We start from the raw sequence: 20,462 nt of genomic DNA, 5'->3' as shown, positions 1-20,462 counted from the left end.
TCCTGTCAGGAATGGACCCGGTAGCGGCCTGGTCCGAGCATCAGGATCACCACCGCGTTTACAAGGAAAAGCGCCGGCAGCTCCAGGGCCCAGCCGCCGTTGGCCTTGAGCGCGAGCAGCTCGTGCTGGTGTGCCAGAACCAGGGCGAAGACCATGTTGATGGTGACCAGCACCGCCGCGACACGGGTGTGAACCCCCAGGATCAGCATGGCGGGCGCCAGGATCTCGCCAATCAGAACCCCCCACGCGAGTATGGCCGGAAGGCCGTGCGCGGCCAGAAGGTTCTCGATTGGCCCGATGCCGTTGAGCAGCTTGCTGATCCCATGCAGCAGGATCAGAAACCCCAGCGCCAGACGCAGTATGAGACGGGCGAGATCCGGTTGGTTGAGCACCACTGAGTCCCCTTCGGTCATTGCCTACAGTGCTGAGCGGAACGAGAACCGGAAATGGATTCCGTTGCGCGCCAGCAGGTTGGTCCAGTATTCATGCATCCACTGCCAGGCCTCATCACTGGCCTGGGCGACAAAGGGCGCCAGATCCAGATCGTAATAGTCGCCTGAACCGACAATCTGGCGTACCGTGATCAGTATGGCCTGATCGAGCTCGTTGGCGAAAGGCTCGCCGATGAGATGGTGCACGAGGAGGTTGGCCTGGGTGGCTTCCGGCTCCAGAAGATGGCTGTTGCGGAAGGACCGGTTGTTCTCGTACATCTCCTCCATCAGGCGGTGGCACTGGTAGGCCTTGATCAGCAGCCCCTCCAGTCCCTCATAGCCAGCCAGAAGCACGGACGGATGGGCGAAGTAGCCGGTGGCTGTCTTGAGGAAGGGGTGGAACAGCGCGCCGACCCCTGCACGTTCGGCGCAGATCCGGACGCAGTGGATGAGTCCGGGCGTCATTTCAACGTACTCGCGGGCGAAGCCGTACAGTGCCGCTGTCGGGTCGTCGGCCTCCACCCGGAACAGCCCATGCAGGGCTTCCGCTCTGGCGCGGAGTGCCTGCTGGAACTGGCCGCCGGCGGCTTCCCGGGCCACGGCCTGGGCGATGATCTGGGTTATGGACTCCGGCGTCATGGACCGTACAGCACTGGTGGATGGAGACCGCGAGCGGTTTTATCTCAGTGTAGCTGAGTTTGCGGGCAGTGCCCGGCGGGTGGTCGGAGCTGGCCGGACACGATAGAATTGACGCTTGACGGTTGTCATACGCGCAAAAAACGATAAACTCTGCGTAACTTTGCGCGAGAGACCCATACACATATCCCCGCGTTCCCCAGGGTTCGACGCCACGGCCCGTTTCTATGGTGCGCGGGGCCGAAACACAATTCTTGTTGGAGACGAGGTATGAGCGTGCAGGCCCTGCGTGCCGGTGCCCTGGCGACTGCTGTAACGGCGCCGTCCAGCGCCCTTGCCGAGTGGGGGGTTAACCTTCCTGAAGGTGTCACCTCCATAAGCAACACCATCTATGACATTCACATGTGGGTGTTCTGGATCTGTGTTGTGATCGGTGTGGGCGTTTTCCTGGCCATACTCTGGTCGGTTCTGGCCTACCGCCACTCGAAGGGGGCGAAGCCGGCGCATTTCCACGAGAACACCACGGTGGAGATCATCTGGACAGTCATTCCCTTCCTGATTCTCATCATGATGGCCATTCCGGCCACCGGCACCCTGGTGGATATGTACGACACCTCCGACGCCGAGATGGAGATCAAGGTTACCGGCTACCAGTGGCGCTGGCAGTATGAGTACATGGATGAGGACATCAGCTTCTTCAGTTCCCCGGATACGCCGCGCGACGCCGAAAAGAACCTGATGGAGAAGACCGGGGACTACAAGTATTCCGTGGACAACCCACTGGTTCTGCCTGTTGATACCAAGATCCGGTTCCTGATCACGTCCAACGACGTCATCCACAGCTGGTGGGTACCGGAGTTCGGCTGGAAGCAGGACGCGATCCCCGGGTTCATCAACAAGAACTGGGCAAAGATCGAGGAGCCCGGCACCTACTATGGGCTCTGTGCTGAGCTGTGCGGTCAGGGCCACTCGGACATGCCGATTGAGGTCAAGGCAGTACCGAAGGACGAATATCGCGAATGGGTCGCCGAGCAGACCGGCGAAGACGGTTAAGTATTCAGCGTTTGAATAACGGGGGTTCATCATGAGTGCGGTCGCAGACGCTCACGCCGCTGATCATCACGATCACGGCCCCGCCAAGGGGATTGGACGGTGGTTGTTCACGACCAACCACAAGGATATCGGCACCATGTACCTGGTGTTTTCGTTCGCGATGTTCATCGCGGGCGGCGCCATGGCCATGATCATCCGTGCCGAGCTGTTCCAGCCAGGCCTCCAGATGGTGGAGCCGGCCTTCTTCAATCAGATGACCACCATGCATGGTCTGGTCATGATCTTCGGTGCCGTAATGCCGGCCTTCGTGGGGCTTGCCAACTGGATGATCCCATTGATGGTGGGCGCACCGGACATGGCCCTGCCGCGCATGAACAACTGGAGCTTCTGGCTGCTGGTGACCGGGTCGCTGATCCTGATGTCCACCCTGTTCATGGATGGCGGTGCGCCCAACTTCGGCTGGACGGCCTACGCGCCCCTGTCCACAACCTATGGGCCTGACAGCACCACCTTCTTCATCTTCTCGGTCCATATTCTGGGCATCTCCTCCATCATGGGCGCGATCAACGTGATCGCCACCATCATCAACATGCGCGCCCCCGGCATGACCCTGATGAAGATGCCCATGTTCGTGTGGACCTGGCTGATCACCGCCTTCCTGCTGATCGCCGTCCTGCCGGTGCTGGCGGGCGCGGTGACCATGCTGCTCATGGATATCCACTTTGGCACCGCTTTCTTCGATGCCGCGGGGGGTGGTGATCCGGTGCTGTACCAGCACATTTTCTGGTTCTTCGGTCACCCCGAGGTCTATATCCTGATCCTGCCGGCGTTCGGCATCATCTCCCAGATCATACCGACCTTCTCGCGCAAGCCGCTGTTCGGCTACACCTCCATGGTGTACGCCACGGCCGCGATCGCGATCCTGTCGTTCCTGGTCTGGTCGCACCACATGTTCACGGTCGGTCTGCCGCTGCCCGGTGAGCTGTTCTTCATGTACGCGACCATGATCATCGCGGTGCCCACAGGGGTGAAGATCTTCAACTGGATCACCACCATGTTCCGTGGTTCCATCAGCTTCGAGACCCCCATGCTGTTCGCCATCGGTTTCGTGGTGCTGTTCACGGTGGGCGGGCTCTCCGGCGTGATGCTGGCCATCGCTCCCGCGGACTTCCAGTATCATGACACCTACTTTGTGGTTGCCCACTTCCACTATGTTCTGATCCCGGGCGCCATCTACGGCATCTTCGCTTCCGTGTACTACTGGCTGCCCAAGTGGTCCGGTCGCATGTACAGCGAGGCACTGGGCAAGGCGCACTTCTGGCTGTCGTTCATCGGCCTGAACATCGCCTTCTTCCCGATGCATTTCCTGGGCCTTGCCGGTATGCCACGGCGTTACGCGGACTACCCGATCCAGTTCGCCAACTTCAACCAGGTTTCAACCATCGGTGCTTTCCTGTTCGGCGCCAGCCAGCTGCTGCTCGTTTTCATTGTCTACAGGGCTGTGAAGAGCGGGCCCAAGGCGGACGCCAAACCCTGGGAAGGTGCGGAAGGTCTGGAGTGGACGGTTCCGTCTCCGGCGCCCTATCACACCTTTGAGCAGCCGCCGCGGGTCGACTGACCCCGGCGGTCCGGAAAAACGGAAACCGTAACGGAACAAGAACAGCGGAGGCTGCATGTCGAGCAACCAGTCCTATTACGTCCCGGAGTCGAGCATCTGGCCCATTGTGGGCAGCGTCGGGATGCTCCTGACCTTCTTCGGGCTGTCCTCAGTCCTGGTGAACCAGTCCAACGGGGATTCCACCACCACAGCCTGGGTCGTGTTCACGGTCGGGGCGCTGGTCCTGATCTACATGATCACCGGCTGGCTCCGGGATGTGATCCGCGAAAGCCGCGCGGGGCTCTACGACGCCCAGATGGATCGTTCCTTCCGGCAGGGTATGAGCTGGTTCATCTTTTCCGAGGTGGCTTTCTTCGCGGCACTGTTCGGCAGCCTCTTCTACATCCGGTTCTTCGCCGTTCCCTGGCTGGGCGGTGAAGGGGCCAAGGGCACCGCCAACATGCTCTGGGAAGGCTTCCAGGCCCAGTGGCCGCTGCTGACCAATCCGGATAACAGCCAGTTCGCCGGGCCGGATTCGGTCATCGGCCCCTGGGGGCTGCCGCTTCTGAACACCCTGATCCTGGTGGCCTCGTCCATTACGCTGACGCTGTCCCACAAGGCACTCAAGTACGACAAGCGCAAGCCCACCATCTACTGGCTGGCGGCCACCGTGGCCCTGGGTGCGCTCTTCCTGTTCTTCCAGATCGAGGAGTACGTTGAGGCCTACAGCCATCTGAATCTGACGCTGGATTCCGGGATCTACGGCAGCATTTTCTTCCTGATGACTGGTTTCCACGGCCTGCACGTACTGCTGGGCGGGATTATCCTGTTCGTTGTTCTGATGCGGCTGATCAAGGGCCATTTCAGCGCCCACGACCACTTCGGCTATGAGGCGGGTGCCTGGTACTGGCACTTCGTGGACGTGGTCTGGATCATGCTTTTCGTCTTCGTCTACGTGATCTGAACCGCTGGTGCGCCGCTCAGAAGGGCGGCGCGTTCAGTTGCAGATTGCCCGTCACCGCCGCCGCTCCGATAAGAACAAGCAGCAGCGCGGACAGTGACACCCGGACGATCAGTCCGTTCACGGTCCTGTGGCGGCTGCCCTCATCCTTCATCATGAAAAAGAAGCTGCTGGTCAGGCTGGCAATGATGCCGATGAGTACGAGAACGATCAGGAACTTGAGCATGGCGGATCTCTTGACGCTGAAACAACCCGATCACTATAACAGAGCATGACCGGATCCCGGAGCCAATGGCGCTGGCGGCCGAATCGGGCCATCTGGGGGATCGCCATCGCGTTTCTGCCGCTGCTGCTGGGGCTCGGCGTATGGCAGCTAGATCGGGGCTTCGACAAGGCGGAGCGCCAGGCCCGCTGGTCGGATACCGATGGGCCGGTTGAATGGCCGGTTGAGCGTCCCCTCGAAGGGCAGCCGGTGGTGCTTTCGGGTGAATATGATCCGGAGGTCCAGTGGCTTCTGGACAACCGGACCCGGGATGGCCGGCCCGGCTACGAGGTGCTCCAGCCCTTCCATACCGCGGACGGACCGGTTGTGGTGAACAGGGGCTGGATTGCCGCGCCCGCAGACCGGGATCGCCTTCCGGACCCCGAGACACCTGGCGGCAGGCTGACCATTGAAGGCCATGTGTGGTCCTGGCCCACTCCATTGGTGCTGGGTCGGGTCGAAGCGGTCAATCGGGAGAGCTGGCCAAGACGGGTGGCCAGCCTGGACCGGGCGGATGCCCGGGGAAGCTTTTCCAATGTTGCCACTGCTCCTGTCCGGCTGACGGATGAGGGGCAACCCGGGGCGCTGCGCACCGGCTGGACACCGGACCGAATGGAGGCCGCAACCCACTACGGCTATGCCGTGCAGTGGTTCGGGCTGGCAGTGGTGCTGCTGACCCTGACCATCGCAACCAGCTTTCGCCGAGATGAGGAGTCCTGAGTGAGCCAGAACAGTTTCAGTGACGAGGAAACCCGGCGCGCCCGCCGCAAGGCAGCGCTGCTGTTCCTGATCGCCATCCTGCCCCTGATTGCCGCCACCGTCATGTATTACACCGGCTGGGGCATGCCGGGCAGTACCACCAACAGGGGCGAATTCGTTGAGGGCAACGAACAGGTACTGGATCAGGGGATCCGGGACCCGGACGGCAACCCATTCCGGAGTCATTTCCTGCAGGAAAACGAGGACGCCAAGTGGTGGATCCTGGTCACCGCCTCAGACTGCGGCGATGCCTGCGTGGAATGGCTGGACCGCACAGGCAGCGTCCACCAGCTCCTGCACCGCGACTGGAATCGCGTCCGCCGTGGCTTCATCAGCAGGGATGGCAGCGTACCGGAGGGTGCGGATGACCGGCGACTGGTAACGCTCTCCGCTGAGGAGGCCAATCCCCTGGCCGCGTACACGGCGGATGGCGCCGGGGCGACTGTCTTTATCGTCGATCCCATGGGCAACCTGGTCCTGCGTTACGACCAGCGTCATTCCGGTGATGATGTGCTGGAAGACCTTGAACATCTGCTGGAAGTTTCCCCACTTGGCTGAATCCGGATAAAACGATGAGTACAGCTTCGGGCCGCTCACCGGCCACTGCTTTCCCACGTCTGCGCCGGGCCGCGCTCAGCGCCCTGGTTCTGGCCACGATCGTGATCCTGCTCGGCGCCTGGACCCGGCTGGTGGATGCGGGCCTGGGTTGCCCGGACTGGCCCGGCTGCTATGGGCATCTGACGGTGCCCAGTGGTGAGGAGACCATTGCAAAGGCGCAGGCCCGGTTTCCCGAGGCCCCCTTTGACGCCGGCAAGGGCTGGCCCGAAATGATCCACCGTTATGCGGCCGGCACCCTGGGCCTTGTGATCTTTGGCATTGCCGCCGCCTGCATCCGGCACCGCAGGGTGGGCGCCCCCGCCGGGCTGGCCAGCTTCGCGGCGGGGTTCGTGGTACTACAGGCGGCTTTCGGTGCCTGGACCGTCACCCTGTCCCTCTGGCCCCAGGTGGTGGCGGCTCATCTTCTGGGTGGCTTTACCACCTTCTGTCTCATGTTCCTGCTGTTCAGGCGTCTTCAAGGTCGAACAGGCAATGACGATCTGCCTCCGGAACCCAGGGCCCGCATCCTGGCTCTGCGGCCTTGGCTCTATGGGGGACTGGTCCTGCTGGTCCTGCAGATTGCGCTTGGAGCCTGGACGGCCGCCAACTACGCCGCTGTCGCCTGCACGGACCTGCCAACCTGCCATGGCTCATTGTGGCCGGAGATGGATTTCGCCGCGGGCTTCAACCTCCTCCAGTCCGTGGGACCCAACTACCTGGGGGGGCAGCTGGGCAATGAAGCGCGCGTGGCCATCCACCAGAGCCATCGCGTCGGAGCACTGGTGGTTCTGGTGACCCTTGGTGCGTTATTCTTGGCAGTGATCCGAAAAGCGCGGGGATCCGCCCTTGCCGGCGCTGCCGGTACTGGGCTGGCGCTGCTCCTGGTGCAGGTTGCTCTGGGTGTTCTCAACATTCTTCTCCAGGTTCCCCTGGCGATCGCCATCGCCCACAACGCATTCGGGGCCTTTCTCCTGCTGGGTCTCGTCAATCTCCTCGTGCGGGTGGAAAGACTGCGCGTCGCGCCCTCGAATCCGTGAGTACCGGAATTTCCTATGAGTGACAACACTGCCTCCGCGAAACAAGCCATTACCTGGCGCGACTATCTTGAGCTGACCAAGCCCAAGGTGGTCGCACTGATGCTGCTGACGGTTATCATCGGCATGCTGGTGGCCGAACCCGGGCTGCCTTCGCTGGCCACCGTGTTCTGGGGCAACCTGGGTATTGCCCTGCTTTCCGGCGCTGCCGCCGTCATCAACCATGTCGTGGACCATGAGGTTGACGCCCGCATGGCCCGCACGCGGCGCCGCCCGGTCGCAACCGGGCGCCTGAGCAATGCCGATGCCCTCGGCTTCAGCGCCACCCTGGGCCTTGCCGGGATGCTGGTGCTCGTGTGGCAGGTCAACATACTGACCGCCTGGCTGACGCTCGCCTCGCTGGTGGGCTATGCCATCATCTATACGGTTTTCCTCAAGCGCGCGACTCCCCAGAACATTGTGATTGGCGGGCTGGCCGGGGCCATGCCGCCCCTGCTGGGGTGGACGGCCGTGACCGGAACAGTGGACCCTAATGCCCTGCTGCTGGTGCTGATCATCTTCGCCTGGACGCCGCCCCACTTCTGGGCCCTGGCGATCCATCGCAAGGAGGAGTACGCGCAGGTCGACATCCCCATGCTCCCCGTCACCCACGGCAACCGCTTCACCGAACTGCACATCCTGCTCTACACCTTCATGCTGTTGGCCGTGAGCCTGCTGCCCGTGGCAACCGGTATGTCCGGCATGATCTACCTGGTGGGCGCTACCCTGCTCGGGCTGCGCTTCCTGCAGTACGCCTTCCGCCTGTGGTGGGGGGATGACCGGCGTGTGGCACTGGATACGTTCAAGTATTCCATCACCTACCTGATGCTGTTGTTCGTCGTCCTGCTGGTTGACCACTTCGTCCGCTTTCCGGAGATCTGATGTCCCAGAACCGTAACATCGCCATCACCGTCATCATTCTTTTCACGGTCGCCGCTGGCGTCATGGCGTTGACCATCTACAACGTCTGGGTGGGCTCCCAGTACGGCAACGCCGGAAGCAGCGAGCCGCCGGAAGTGGCTGAAGACAACGTCTACCTCTATGACGAGCCGCGCTCCATTGGTGATTTCTCGCTTGTGGATGAACAGGGCGAGACGGTCGACGAGTCCATGCTCCGCGGCCAGTGGACACTCGCCTTCCTGGGGTTCACCCATTGCCCGGACATCTGCCCGACCACCATGGCAACCCTGTCCAAGGCGGAGAAACGCATATCGGACCGGGCCACGGAGCCCCAGTTCCTGATGATCAGCGCGGACCCGGAACGGGATACGCCGGAAGCGCTGAGCCGCTACGTGACCTTCTTCGGGGATGATTTCAGGGGCCTCACGGGGGATATCGAAACCCTGAGAAGCCTGGCCTCGGACCTCAACGCCACCTTCACCCACAGCACGGATGAAAGCGGCAATCCGGTGGTGGAGCACAGCGCCCACCTTTCGATCATCTCCCCGGGCGGCCGCCTGGCCGGTCTGATCCAGAAGCCTTTTGACGCCGACACCGTGGCGGACACCTACGAAGCCATCCAGAGCTGGCAACCCGGTAAGAAGTGACCCGGAAACCCCGGAACCGGGTCGCTTGCCGGGTGTGACTTACGGTCATACAATGACCGTTGGTCACTAAAGGAGTCCGGCATCGGTGCGCTATCAGGATGAACTCTTCCAGCAGCGGGAAACTCTGCTGCTGGATACCGCTCTGTCACTGTTCCGCGACAGCGGCTGGGAACGCGTTACCATCGCCCAGCTCGCCCAGCATGCCGGTGTCGCCAAGGGTACGGTCTACAAGCACTTCAGCAGCAAGGAGAGCATCTATGCCCGTCTTGCCCTGGGTTTCTCCCGCGACTGTCTGACCCATTACCGTGCCCTGGAGCCGGCCGGAACCCCTCTGCAAAGCATCCGGCGCGTCCTGCACGAAGCCTTTGCCCTGATGCAGGCCCACCCCGTGGATGTCCAACTGTGCCTGCACTGCGACCGCCCGGAACTCCAGGCCCGCCTGGGGGAAGACGAGCGCGCGGCGATGGAGGCCCTGGACCGGGACTACCAGGTACTGTTCCACGAGTTGGTCCGGGCCGCCATCGAAGCGGGGGAGGTACCGGACAAACCCATTGAGGGCCTGTTCTGGGGCGTGGATGCCATCTTCCAGGGCGTCATGGAGCGTATTGCCGCCGGTGGCCTGGGCCCGGAGCGCCATGGGACCCCCAGTCTCGAGGCCTATTTTGAGCATGTGGTGGAATTCATCGTCGCTGGCCTGACAGGGCCGGATCCGGTCCAGGGAAGGGAGATAGCCCAATGATCAACAGAATCCCACGCGGACCGGTCGCCATGGCGATCGTGCTCGTCATTCTTCTGGTGCTCTGGCTGCTCAGCGGCGACGTCCGCCGCAGTGCCAGCAACATGGAGGATCCCTACGAGGAGTCGGAAGCATCGCTGGCACGGGTTGAGGTGAGCGAGCGTCTGGCGACGCCTTTCCAGCCGGAGGTGGTGATCCAGGGCCAGGTTGAGCCCTGGCGCAGCGTGGTGATCCGCAGTCGCGTTGCGGCACAGCTGGAAAGTCTTGAGCCCCTCGGTACCGAGATCGCCCAAGGCGACCGCATCGCCCGGCTTTCCGAGGAGGACCGGGAGGAGCAGGTGGAAAGGGCCCGGGCCGAACTGGAGCGCGCGCGTACGGATGTCGAGGCTGCTTCCCGGCTGCGTGGCGCGGACCTGGCCTCCCAGTCCGAGTACCTGGCGCGGCGTGCCGAAATGGCAGCGGCCGAGGCGGCGCTGGAACAGGCCAGGATCGCACTCGATGACCTGACGCCCGAGGCGCCGTTCGATGGCAGCATCAACAGCCATGAAGCCGAGATCGGGGACGAGCTCCAGCCCGGCGACCCCCTTGTGGCGCTGGTGCAGACCCGGCGTCTGAAGGTCAGTGGCCGTGTTCCCCAGCAGAAGGCCGGGAAACTCGCCAATGGCCAGTCCGTGCGGGTGGAGCTTCTTGATGGACGGGAGCTCAGCGGCAAATTGTCTTTCATTGCCCACTCCGCGCACCCGGAAACCCGAAGCTTCCGCATTGAGGCTGCCGTGCCCAATCCCGACAACTGGCGTGTGGCCGGTTCCAGCGCCACGCTGCGCATCGGCCTGGCGCCGGAACTGGCCACACGCCTTTCCCCGGCGCATCTCAGGCTCAATGAGGCGGGCCGTCTGGGCGTCCGCCATGTCTCCGCTGACGATGAGGTGGTGTTCACTCCTGTGCGCCTTCTGAGCACCGATGATGATGGCGCCTGGGTGACCGGCCTGCCGCTGCGCACGCGACTGATCACCCGCGGCGCCGGTTTTGTCCGCGAAGGTGAGCAGGTTATACCGGTCGCTGCCGGCGGGAACGGGGACTGAGCATGCGCGGCCTCATCAACGCGGCCCTGGACCGGGCACGCACCACCATACTCACCCTCATCTTCCTTGTGGTGGCCGGCATCGTGGCCTTCCAGACCATTCCCAGGGAAGCCAACCCCGATATTCCCATCCCCATGATCTATGTCTCCATGGCGCTGGAGGGGGTAAGCCCGGAGGACGGCGAGCGGCTGCTGGTCCGCCCGATGGAACAGGAGCTTCGCTCGCTGGAAGGTGTGGAGGAGATGAGCTCGACGGCCAGTGAGGGCCATGCCTCGGTCATGCTGGAATTCGACGCCGGCTTTGACGCCGATCAGGCGCTTCAGGACGTGCGCGAAAAGGTGGACATTGCCCGGGCGGACCTTCCCTCGGAAGCCGAGGAACCGCGCGTGAACGAGGTCAATGTGGGCCTCTTCCCGGTACTGACCATTGGTCTTTCGGGGCCATTGTCCGAGCCGGAACTGATCCGTATGGCGCGGGATCTCCAGAACGAGATGGAGGGCATTCCGGAAGTGCTGGAGGTCGAGATCGCCGGTGACCGGGAGGACATGGTCGAGGTGGTCGTGGACCCGCAGGTTCTGGACAGCTACGGGATCGACTACGCCACCCTGGGGAACCGGGTGGCCCGCAACAACCAGCTGGTGGCGGCCGGCAGTCTCGATACCGGTGCCGGCCGCATGGCCCTCAAGGTGCCCGGGGTGGTCGAAACCCTGGAGGATGTCATGTCCATGCCCCTGAAGGTGGCGGACGATTCCGTGGTCACCTTCGGGGACGTCGCCACCCTCCAGCGCACCTTCAAGGATCCGGAGGGCTTCGCGCGCATCAACGGCGAACCCGCGGTGGTCCTGGAAATCTCCAAGCGCACAGGCGCGAACATCATCGAGACTGTCCAGAAGGTCCAGAACCTGATGGATCAGGCGCGCGAGCGGCTGCCGGATGCGGTGCGGATCACCACCATCATGGACCAGTCGGATGAGGTGAATGACATCCTTTCCGACCTGCTCAACAACGTCCTGACCGCCATCGTGCTGGTGCTGGTCATCGTGGTGGCCGTCATGGGCCCACGTTCAGCGCTGCTGGTGGGCCTGACCATTCCGGGTGCCTTCCTTTCCGGTATCCTCCTGATCTGGCTGCTGGGCTATACCCTCAACATCGTGGTCCTGTTCAGCCTGATCCTGGTCGCCGGCATGCTGGTGGACGGCGCCATCGTGGTGTCGGAACTGGCGGACCGGAACCGCCTGGCAGGCATGCCGTCGCGCGAGGCCTGGGCCGAGGCCGCCATCCGCATGGCCTGGCCGGTCATTGCCTCGACGGCCACCACCCTGGCGGTGTTCATCCCGCTGCTGTTCTGGCCCGGGGTGGTGGGTGAATTCATGAAGTTCCTGCCGATCACGGTGATCCTCTGTCTGCTCATGTCACTGGCCATGGCACTGATCTTCCTGCCCATACTGGGTGGGGTCAGCGGGGGGCGCGCGAAAGGCGGCGATAACCGGCCGAGCCGTTTCGGTCAGGCGTACCGGCGGCTGCTGGACCGCTCCCTGACCTGGCCCGGCCGTACCCTTCTGCTGCTCCTGGTGGCCATGGCCGGCATCTACGGCGCCTACGGGGCCTTCAATCATGGCGTTGAGTTCTTTCCGGACGTGGAGCCGGATTCCGCCCAGGTGCACATCCGGGCCCGTGGCGACCTCTCCGTGCACGAACGCGACGCCATCGTCCGGGAAGTGGAGAAACGGATGTACGGGCTCCGGGAGGTCGAGGCACTGTACGCCCGTTCCCGGGCCAGTGCCGGGGACCAGATGGCGCCGGATGTGATCGGCACCATCCAGTTCCAGCTGGTGGACTGGGAGAAGCGCCGCCCGGCCAGCCGGATACTGGCGGATCTGCAGGAGCGCACCCGCGATATTCCCGGCATCAAGCTGGAATTCCGGCAGCAGCAGCAGGGGCCCGGCCAGGGTAAGCCCGTGGAGCTTCAGGTGCGCGGTGTGGGTGAGCAGAAACTGGATACGGCCACGGATCGGATACGAGCCACCATGGAGGAAGTGGGTGGTTTCGTGGATGTCGAGGATGACCGCAGCCTGCCCGGCATCGAGTGGCAGATCGACGTGGACCGTGAGGCGGCATCGCGCTTCGGGGCCGATGTGGTCAGCGTGGGCAATGTGGTCCGGCTGGTGACCAACGGCCTGGTGCTGTCCACCTATCGGCCGGAGGGCGTGCGGGATGAGGTGGATATCCTGGTGCGGCTGCCAGAGCTGTGGCGCAACCTGGACCAGTTCGAGCGCCTGACCCTGCCCACGGAAGGCGGCCAGGTGCCGATCACCAACTTCATGGATCTTGAGCCGGCGCCCAAGACGGGCGTTATCAAGCGCGTGGATGGCCAGCGGGCCATCACCATCAAGGCGGATGTGGCCTCCGGCGAGCAGGTTACGGAGCGGCTGGAGACGCTGCAGTCGGCCATGCCGTCACTGCCGGATGGTATCCGCGTGGAAGTGGCCGGTGAGAACGAGGATCAGCAGGAGTCGGCCCGGTTCCTGAGCAGCGCGTTCGCGGTCGCCCTGTTCCTGATGTTCACCATCATGGTGACCCAGTTCAACAGCCTCTATCAGGCGGTTCTGGTCCTCTCCGCGATTGTGCTGTCCACGGCCGGCGTGCTGCTGGGGCTGCTGCTCAATGCCCAGCCCTTCGGCGTGGTGATGGTGGGTATGGGCATCATTGCGCTGGCCGGCATTGTGGTGAACAACAACATCGTGCTGATCGACACCTTCAATGTGATGCGCAGGGAGGGGCTGTCACCCTATGAGGCCGCCCTTGAGACCGGATGCCTGCGTCTGCGGCCGGTCCTTCTGACGGCCGTGACCACAATACTGGGCCTGATGCCCATGGTGCTGGGAGTGAACGTGGACCTGCTCACCCCCGCGCTGGGCATCAACGCCCCGTCCACCCAGTGGTGGACCCAGCTTTCCAGCGCCATTGCAGGCGGTCTGGCCTTTGCCACCGTGCTTACGCTGCTGGTTACCCCGATTCTGCTGTTGCTGGGCGAGCGTTGGCTGCCCGGCAGAGGAGGTAAGAGTGACACCTGAAACCCGGTACATCGAAAGCAATGGTCTGACGTTCTGCGTGGAGGAACGGGGCGACCCGGAGGGGCCACCTCTGTTATTGATCATGGGTCTGGGGGCACAGATGACCCTGTGGCCGGAAGCCATGCTGGAGCGCTACGCCCGCGCAGGTTTCCGGGTGATCCGGTACGATAACCGGGACATCGGTCTTTCCTCGGAGATAGAGGCGCCGGTGGACGGCCATCCCGTGATGGCCATGGCCCGGTTCCGGATGGGCCTGAAGCCGGACGCGCCCTACACCCTTCATGATCATGTCCGCGACGCTGTGGGGCTGATGGATGCCCTCGGCATCCAGAGTGCCCACGTTAAGGGGGTCTCCATGGGTGGCATGATCGGCCAGCTGATGGCGGCGACCCATCCCCGGCGGGTGCGCAGTCTGTCGCTGGTCATGACGTCCAACAACAGTCCGCGCATGCCCATGCCCAAACCGGAGGTGATCTGGTGGCTCCAGGGTGGTGGCGTCAAAGGCCATGACGAGGAGGCGGCCGTCGCCCGGGGGCTGGGACTCTGGAAGCGGATCCAGAGCCCGGCGTACCCGCGCGACCTGGTGGAGACGGAACGCCACATCCGTGCCGACTACCACCGCAGTTACCGGCCCAAGGGGATACTGCGTCAGATGCGGGCCATCCTCGCTACCGGTGATCTGTCGGGCTACAGTCGCCGCATCCACGCGCCCACCCTGATCCTGCACGGCACCGCCGATCCCCTGATCCGGCCCCAGGCCGCACGCCGGTTGCACCGGCTGATCCCGGGGGCACGTCTGGCCTGGATCCGGGGCATGGGCCATGACCTGCCGGATGAACTGGTCAACCGGATCGTGGACCAGACGATCGCCCTGGCGCGCCGGGCCGACGAGCCCGGCTGAGGGCCGTGTTCAGCCCCGGCGTGGCTTGAACGCGTTTGCGCCCATCGCGCTGAAGGTACTGGCCACGGTGATCCAGGGGCTGAGCCCGGGCCGGGGCTTCTTGCCGTCGGCATGGCGGGCCAGGTGGGACTCGTAATAGGTGATGTCCAGCATCAGTGCCTTGTCGAGCCCCTTGAAGCCGGTGGACGGCCGCTTGATGGCCAGCTTCGCCTGCGGATTGCTGAGCAGGGTGCGTGGCAGCTCCGGGTCCACGGCCATCGGGCGGGCCAGGCCGATGAAATCGGTGGCCCCGGAGTCCAGCGCCTGCTGCATGGCGGTGGCGGAACGGAAGCCGCCGGTGACCATCAGCGGAACGTCCGTGTGGCGGCGGACCGCGTCCGCGTAATCCAGGAAGTAGGCTTCACGGGCGTTTTCCTTCTTGGCCTTGAAGCCGGTCATGGCGGGCGCCTCATAGGTGCCGCCGGAAATCTCGATGAGATCGATACCGGCTTCGGTGAGTGCCCGCACCACATCCATGGATTCCTCTTCGCTGAAGCCATCCTTCATGAAATCCGCCGAGTTGAGCTTGATGCCCACCGGAAAGTCCGGGCCCACCACCTCACGGATGGCCTCATGAACGGCCAGCACGAAGCGGCGGCGGTTCTCCGGTGAGCCACCCCATTCATCGTCACGCTGGTTGTGGCGGGGAGAGAGGAACTGGCTGACCAGGTAGCCGTGAGCGCCGTGGATCTGGACCCCCGAGAAGCCGGTTTCCTTCGCAAGGTGAGCGGAACGGGCGAACTGGCCGATGATGGCCTGGATCTCATCTCCCTCCAGGGCCCGGGGCGTGGCGAACATCTTCTCCAGCCCGCCACCCAGCGGCACCGCGGAAGGCGCTACCGGCTGGCTGTTCAGGAACCTGGGGATCTGCTTGCCGGGATGGTTGAGCTGCATCCACACCTGGGTGGCATTGGCCTGGCCCTGTTCAGCCCAGTTCCGGAAGGCGTCCAGGTCGGACTGTTCGTCCAGCACCACGTTCTTCGGTTCGCCCAGGGCATTGCGGTCGATCATGACGTTGCCGGTCATGGACAGGCCGATGCCGCCGTCGGCCCAGGCCCGGTACAGGCGGGCGAGCCGTTCATCGGGGTCGTGCCGGGCGTTGCCCAGCTGCTCGCTCATGGCGGACTTGCTCAGGCGGTTCTTGATGGGGCGGCCGCGCTGCAGTGTTTTCTCGTCATTCAGTGTGGGTGTTGCCATGGAACGGATACTCCATAAAAGGGATTGGAATCGGAAATCAGGGGCATTCAGGGGGCGGGCGCCATCAGGCGGTCCAGAAGCCAGTCGAGGTCGGCACGCAGCAGGTCGGCCTGGCCCTCGAGCTTCATGCGCAGGATGCCGCCCTCCCAGTGGTTCCAGAAGATGTCGCTCAGGGCGCTGGCGGGCATGTCGTCTCGGAACTCACCCGTGCGCTGGCCCTGCTCCACCAGCGGCACAAACCGTTCCCGCCAGTCGCGGTAACCTTTCTGAAGGGCCTGCTGGCACTGCTGGCTGGCCGCGCCGATTTCGGCGGCCAGGTTGCCCAGCAGGCAGCCCCGGATGCAGCCCCGGCGTTCAAACTCGGTGATCATCAGCCCGTACATCTGGCGGATGGTCTCGCGGGCGGAGTCGCGGGGCTGGTCCAGGTGGCGGTCCATCAGCGCCAGAAGACCCTCGGTGTAATCCTCGATGATCTCGGCGGTGAAGCCTTCCTTACTGCTGAAGTAGTGATAGAAGGACCCCTTGGGGACCTTGACCCGGTCCAGGATCTCCTTGATACCGGTGCCGTGGTACCCCTGTTCGGACAGCAGGTGAACACCAGCTTCAAGGAGTTCCTGGCGAAGGTTGGGATTGCGCTGGGGTTTTGTCATGATGATTGACTTTCTGTGCCAATTAGACCGGTCGTCTACTCGATATTCTGAACACTATCTGTTCTCCGAAGGGAGGTCAAATCCTCGTCTGAAAGGGGTGGATCAGTGATAATGCCGTTTTCCGTTCACAGGAGGTTCAGTGAATGGCCCAGAGTGCCAGCGACCTGAAGCGCCGACTCGACGCGCTGCACCGTAACCGCCTCTTCGAGGGCGCGGTGATCAGCATCATCATCGTTTCCGCCCTGCTCATCGGCGCCCGTACCTACGAGGGCGTCAGCCGGTTCGACCAGGTGATGGGTGTACTGGACTGGGCGGTGACGGTCTTCTTCCTGATCGAGATCCTGATCCGGATGGCGGCGGAGGAGCGCCTGCGGGACTTCTTTCGCGAGCGCTGGAACGTGTTCGATTTCATCATCGTGGTGGCCAGCCTCATCCCCATCAACGACTCGGAAATGGTGCTTCTGGCACGGCTGCTGCGCATTTTCCGGGTCCTGCGCCTGGTGTCGCTGATCCCGGAGCTGCGCATCCTGATGGCGTCGCTGTTCAAGGCCATCCCGCGCATGGGCTACGTGGTGCTGCTGATGTTCATCATTTTCTACATCTACGGGGCCTTTGGCAGCTTCCTGTTTGGCCACATCAATGACTTCCTCTGGGGCAATATCGCCCGCTCCATGCTGACGCTGTTCCGCATCGCGACCTTCGAGGACTGGACGGATGTGATGTACGAGACCCAGGAGGTGTACCCGCTGAGCTGGATCTATTACCTGAGTTTCCTGTTCCTGACGGCCTTCATTTTCCTGAACATGATGATCGGCATCGTGCTGCAGGTGATGGAGAAGGAAAGCCAGCGTGTGGACGAGGAGAACGGTGAGGGCGAGGCGGTGGAGGTGCACCGGATCCATGAACGCATGCAGGAGCTCCAGCAGCAGCTGGATCGCATTGAGAACAGCCTGGAGCGCAAGGAGGGCACGCGCAGCGGCTGATTCCATGCCATACTGGAATGTCACATTGATCAAGGGAACGACAGGAGGGAGCAGCTCCGATGAACGAATGGCTCAGGAAACGGCTTCACAGCAGCCGCATCCCGGGGGATCTGGATACGGTCACGGCCGTGGACAGGGACGGGGAGCAGAACCCCGCCGAAGCGGGTGTGAGCAGCGAGTCCGTTGAGGCCGTCTGGGAGAAGGTGGCCGCGCTGTACCGTACCGGTACCCATCCGGGCCTTCAGATCACGCTGCGCCACCGGGGCCAGCTTCTGCTGAACCGCGCCCTTGGCCATGCCCAGGGCAACGGGCCCGAGGACCGCCCCGATGGGCCCCGGGTACCCATGACACCCGAGACCCCCGTCTGCTATTTCTCAGCCTCCAAGGCCGTGACCGCCCTGCTCGTGCATATGCTGGCGGAGGATGGCCTCATCAATCTGCTGGACCCGGTCAGCTTCTACTGCCCGGAGTTCGCCCGCAACGGCAAGAAGCACATCACCATCCACCAGATCCTGTCCCATCGTGGCGGTATCCCGGGGCTGCCCAGGAACACGCCCATCGATGCGCTCTGGGACGAGCGCTACATCTGGAAACTGCTGTGCGACGCGCGACCGATCGAGGCGGACGGCAGCACGGTGGCCTACCATGCCATTACCGGTGGCTACGTCCTGGGTGAAGTGGTTCGCCGGGTTACCGGCGAAAGCATTGAAAGCCTGCTGGACAAGCGCCTGCGCCAGCCCATGGGCATGCGTTACTTCACCTACGGCATTGACCACGACAGCCTGCTGGATCTGGCCTGGAACTACGCTACCGGCCCGAAACTGGTGTTCCCGGTGTCCTGGATCGTGCGCCGGGCCCTGGGCGGTGACATCAATACCGTGGCCGAGGTCAGCAACGATCCGCGCTTCCAGGAGGCGGTCATCCCCGCGGGCAACCTGTGCGGCACCGCCGAGGAGATGGGGCGCTTCTTCCAGATGATGCTCAATGGGGGCACCTGGAACGGTAAGCGCATCTGTGACCGCCAGACGGTCATCCGCGCGGTACAGGCCTACGGGCGCATGCAGATTGACCGCACCATGATGATCCCCATGCGCTTCAGCGCCGGCTTCATGCTGGGGGCGGACCCGGTGGGGCTCTGGGGGCCGCAGTCGGGCGAGGCCTTCGGGCACGTGGGTCTGATCAACAAGTGGTGCTGGGCCGACCCGAGCCGTGACATCAGCGTGTCACTGATCAATACCGGTATCCCCATCGTGGGGCATCATCTGCCGGTGCTGGCGGGCTTTGTGAACCAGGTGTGCAGCAGTTTCCCTGTACTGGAAGAGTCGGAGCGGCCGCTGGGAGTCGTTCAGGGTATTCCGGGCGCAACCTGATCGCTTATGTAAAATAGTGAAAGCCTGTTCACATCTTATTGCAATCCGATGTCAGTCGGGGCAGAATGCGCAAAAAGTAGTCAATATAACCAGGCAGGGACGGGTTATTACGATGCGCAGCGAACAACAGGATGTGATGAGGGCTGAGACCGATATTGCCCTAGATCAGTTCGAAAGTGTCCACGACCATCTTCATCAGCGGCTCTGCAGTGAACTGCGGTCACTGCAGGAACGGGTGGATGCCCTTCGGGAATCACCCACAGCGCACAGCGCCAGCATTGTCAGCACCTACGAGCGCCTGATCCGCAAGAAGCGGGCCTTCATGGAGCAGTGGGGTATGGATACAGGGTGCAGCCGGCGGTGAGACCGCACGGCTGCTCAGTTCCGGGCCTGATCGACGCCTGGGTCGGCTGATTTGTAGCTGAACGTGTCCTCAGGATCATCGAGGGTTGCAGCGCTGCTGATGCCAGGACAAGTTTCTGAGTCGAGTTCAACCTCAACCTGATCATTGGCGTTGACTTCTCCATAGTAAGCCGTAATGCGTACACACCTGATTGTCGTGTCGCTGAACACCTCTGTTCCTTCCTGCGAACTCCATGACCAGCGGTCGGTCTGACTGCGATCATCTCCCCGGTCATCCTGGGTATTATCGAGAAAGGACTCGAAAATCACCGAGTCAGGATCTCCCTCATTCTCGCCGTTTTCTGAATCCCCGGAACTCTCCTCGTCGTTCACGGTTTCCTCAAAGTCCGCGTTGAATCCGGCAATCAGCTTGCTTGGCTGTTTGAACCCGGAAGACGGCCCGATCCCTTCGAAGGCCTGGTTGGGGTAGAGCGTGAACACAAAGCTTTCCGGTGTGAAAGCCACGCGCGCGACGTTAGGGCCAAAGGGGGTGGGATCCGTTAGCGGTTCCGGGTTGTGAGCGTAGTTCACGCCCAGCTCCCATGTTTCCCGTTCGTCTTCGGGGGGCTCTGTTTCCGTGACTTTCAGTGTGTTGACCCTGATGCTGCCGGGGGCATCCTCGCGAACGCAGTTCGCCATGGCATCCCGGGCCGTCTGGAGGGGGGCGACATTGCCGGAGGCGATCATAGCCTCAAGTAGGTCAAAACCGTTTTTCACCTTGTTGTAGTTCGGCAGGTTGTTTTCCTCGAACCCTATGAATTTTTCAGTCTCTTTTTTGAAGAAACCATAGGCTTCCTTTGCCCGATTCTGATTCTCAGTCCCGTCAGCCGGTTCTGCAATCCTTGCGAACTGGCGGAACAGTGTTTTTTCGATATCAGCGCCAGCTGGATTGGTGTTCTGATCCCCATCGATGGTCAGCGACCCGTACTGCACCTGCGACGGATCCTCGAAGGTGAAGCCATCCGTGCAGGACCCCGGGCCGCCCCCGGAGGAGCCGGTGTCGAGGTCACAGCCGGTGAGCCCGGCCGTCAGGAGAACGGCCAGGACACTGGTGTACGCCCTGAAACACAAGCGCGTTTTCATCAATCCACTCCAGCGACCATACTGTTCCG

Annotated in this window: 21 protein-coding genes; 15 read left to right on the top strand and 6 right to left on the bottom strand. The window is 62.8% G+C overall.

The window, feature by feature from the left end; all coding sequences use genetic code 11:
- Positions 1-5: 5 nt before the first annotated feature.
- Positions 6-413, bottom strand: coding sequence for a DoxX family protein (locus CK501_RS02295; RefSeq protein ID WP_198949355.1), 408 nt, complete (start codon positions 411-413; stop codon positions 6-8).
- Positions 414-416: 3 nt separating this feature from the next.
- On the bottom strand, positions 417-1,070 hold the full coding sequence (locus CK501_RS02290; RefSeq protein ID WP_095616099.1) for a hypothetical protein: 654 nt from the start codon (positions 1,068-1,070) through the stop codon (positions 417-419).
- A 267-nt stretch (positions 1,071-1,337) separates the two neighbouring features.
- Between CK501_RS02290 and coxB the strand changes: the two genes are divergently transcribed.
- From coxB to CK501_RS02275, 3 genes are read left to right on the top strand one after another with little or no spacing between them, the layout of a single operon-like run.
- Positions 1,338-2,120 (top strand): cytochrome c oxidase subunit II, encoded by a 783-nt coding sequence (gene coxB, locus CK501_RS02285; protein WP_095616098.1) that lies wholly within the window; start codon positions 1,338-1,340, stop codon positions 2,118-2,120.
- A gap of 31 nt (positions 2,121-2,151) precedes the next feature.
- Positions 2,152-3,738 (top strand): cytochrome c oxidase subunit I, encoded by a 1,587-nt coding sequence (ctaD, locus tag CK501_RS02280; protein ID WP_095616097.1) that lies wholly within the window; start codon positions 2,152-2,154, stop codon positions 3,736-3,738.
- A 55-nt stretch (positions 3,739-3,793) separates the two neighbouring features.
- Positions 3,794-4,681 carry a cytochrome c oxidase subunit 3 gene (locus CK501_RS02275; RefSeq protein ID WP_095616096.1) on the top strand — a complete coding sequence of 296 codons (888 nt, stop codon included), beginning with the start codon at positions 3,794-3,796 and terminating at the stop codon, positions 4,679-4,681.
- A 16-nt stretch (positions 4,682-4,697) separates the two neighbouring features.
- Here the strand turns inward: CK501_RS02275 and CK501_RS02270 are convergent, their stop codons facing one another.
- A complete protein-coding gene (locus CK501_RS02270) occupies positions 4,698-4,904 on the bottom strand; it encodes a DUF2909 domain-containing protein (RefSeq protein ID WP_095616095.1) in 207 nt (68 codons plus the stop codon).
- Positions 4,905-4,949: 45 nt separating this feature from the next.
- Between CK501_RS02270 and CK501_RS02265 the strand changes: the two genes are divergently transcribed.
- From CK501_RS02265 to CK501_RS02225, 9 genes are all read left to right on the top strand, one after another.
- The gene (locus CK501_RS02265; RefSeq protein WP_095616094.1) at positions 4,950-5,660 is read left to right on the top strand and encodes an SURF1 family protein; all 711 of its coding nucleotides are present in this window, start codon (positions 4,950-4,952) and stop codon (positions 5,658-5,660) included.
- On the top strand, positions 5,661-6,257 hold the full coding sequence (locus CK501_RS02260; RefSeq protein WP_095616093.1) for a hypothetical protein: 597 nt from the start codon (positions 5,661-5,663) through the stop codon (positions 6,255-6,257).
- A gap of 14 nt (positions 6,258-6,271) precedes the next feature.
- Entirely contained in the window at positions 6,272-7,333 is a 1,062-nt protein-coding gene (locus tag CK501_RS02255; protein WP_095616092.1) for a COX15/CtaA family protein, read from the top strand.
- Positions 7,334-7,348: 15 nt separating this feature from the next.
- Entirely contained in the window at positions 7,349-8,251 is a 903-nt protein-coding gene (gene cyoE, locus CK501_RS02250; protein ID WP_095616091.1) for a heme o synthase, read from the top strand.
- Entirely contained in the window at positions 8,251-8,916 is a 666-nt protein-coding gene (locus CK501_RS02245; protein ID WP_095616090.1) for an SCO family protein, read from the top strand. Before cyoE ends, CK501_RS02245 begins: the two co-directional genes overlap by 1 nt.
- Positions 8,917-9,001: 85 nt before the next feature.
- Positions 9,002-9,655: a TetR/AcrR family transcriptional regulator gene (locus CK501_RS02240; RefSeq protein ID WP_095616089.1), complete on the top strand. Its 654-nt coding sequence runs from the start codon at positions 9,002-9,004 to the stop codon at positions 9,653-9,655.
- Positions 9,652-10,734 carry an efflux RND transporter periplasmic adaptor subunit gene (locus CK501_RS02235; RefSeq protein ID WP_095616088.1) on the top strand — a complete coding sequence of 361 codons (1,083 nt, stop codon included), beginning with the start codon at positions 9,652-9,654 and terminating at the stop codon, positions 10,732-10,734. The genes CK501_RS02240 and CK501_RS02235 overlap by 4 nt, the downstream gene beginning before the upstream one ends.
- A 2-nt stretch (positions 10,735-10,736) precedes the next feature.
- Positions 10,737-13,808 carry an efflux RND transporter permease subunit gene (locus CK501_RS02230; protein WP_095616087.1) on the top strand — a complete coding sequence of 1,024 codons (3,072 nt, stop codon included), beginning with the start codon at positions 10,737-10,739 and terminating at the stop codon, positions 13,806-13,808.
- Positions 13,798-14,709, top strand: coding sequence for an alpha/beta fold hydrolase (locus CK501_RS02225; RefSeq protein WP_233128826.1), 912 nt, complete (start codon positions 13,798-13,800; stop codon positions 14,707-14,709). The genes CK501_RS02230 and CK501_RS02225 overlap by 11 nt, the downstream gene beginning before the upstream one ends.
- Before the next feature lie 9 nt (positions 14,710-14,718).
- On the opposite strand, the gene CK501_RS02220 is transcribed toward CK501_RS02225, so the two are convergent.
- Together CK501_RS02220 and CK501_RS02215 are read right to left on the bottom strand one after the other, a co-directional pair.
- On the bottom strand, positions 14,719-15,945 hold the full coding sequence (locus tag CK501_RS02220) for an NADH:flavin oxidoreductase/NADH oxidase family protein (protein WP_095616086.1): 1,227 nt from the start codon (positions 15,943-15,945) through the stop codon (positions 14,719-14,721).
- A gap of 47 nt (positions 15,946-15,992) precedes the next feature.
- Positions 15,993-16,595: a TetR/AcrR family transcriptional regulator gene (locus CK501_RS02215; protein ID WP_095616085.1), complete on the bottom strand. Its 603-nt coding sequence runs from the start codon at positions 16,593-16,595 to the stop codon at positions 15,993-15,995.
- 143 nt (positions 16,596-16,738) lie between these two features.
- Between CK501_RS02215 and CK501_RS02210 the strand changes: the two genes are divergently transcribed.
- The 3 genes from CK501_RS02210 (at position 16,739) to CK501_RS02200 (ending at position 19,312) form a co-directional block, all read left to right on the top strand.
- Entirely contained in the window at positions 16,739-17,578 is an 840-nt protein-coding gene (locus CK501_RS02210; RefSeq protein WP_095616084.1) for an ion transporter, read from the top strand.
- Positions 17,579-17,637: 59 nt separating this feature from the next.
- The gene (locus tag CK501_RS02205; protein ID WP_095616083.1) at positions 17,638-18,948 is read left to right on the top strand and encodes a serine hydrolase domain-containing protein; all 1,311 of its coding nucleotides are present in this window, start codon (positions 17,638-17,640) and stop codon (positions 18,946-18,948) included.
- A gap of 112 nt (positions 18,949-19,060) precedes the next feature.
- The gene (locus CK501_RS02200) at positions 19,061-19,312 is read left to right on the top strand and encodes a hypothetical protein (RefSeq protein WP_095616082.1); all 252 of its coding nucleotides are present in this window, start codon (positions 19,061-19,063) and stop codon (positions 19,310-19,312) included.
- 14 nt (positions 19,313-19,326) lie between these two features.
- On the opposite strand, the gene CK501_RS02195 is transcribed toward CK501_RS02200, so the two are convergent.
- Complete coding sequence (locus tag CK501_RS02195; RefSeq protein ID WP_143421369.1) at positions 19,327-20,283, bottom strand: hypothetical protein; 957 nt, start codon at positions 20,281-20,283, stop codon at positions 19,327-19,329.
- Positions 20,284-20,462: the final 179 nt, after the last annotated feature.

Source organism: Halovibrio salipaludis, assembly GCF_002286965.1.
In the GTDB taxonomy this organism is placed as follows: domain Bacteria; phylum Pseudomonadota; class Gammaproteobacteria; order Pseudomonadales; family Oleiphilaceae; genus Halospina; species Halospina salipaludis.
This window is presented reverse-complemented; position numbering and strand designations above follow the sequence as displayed.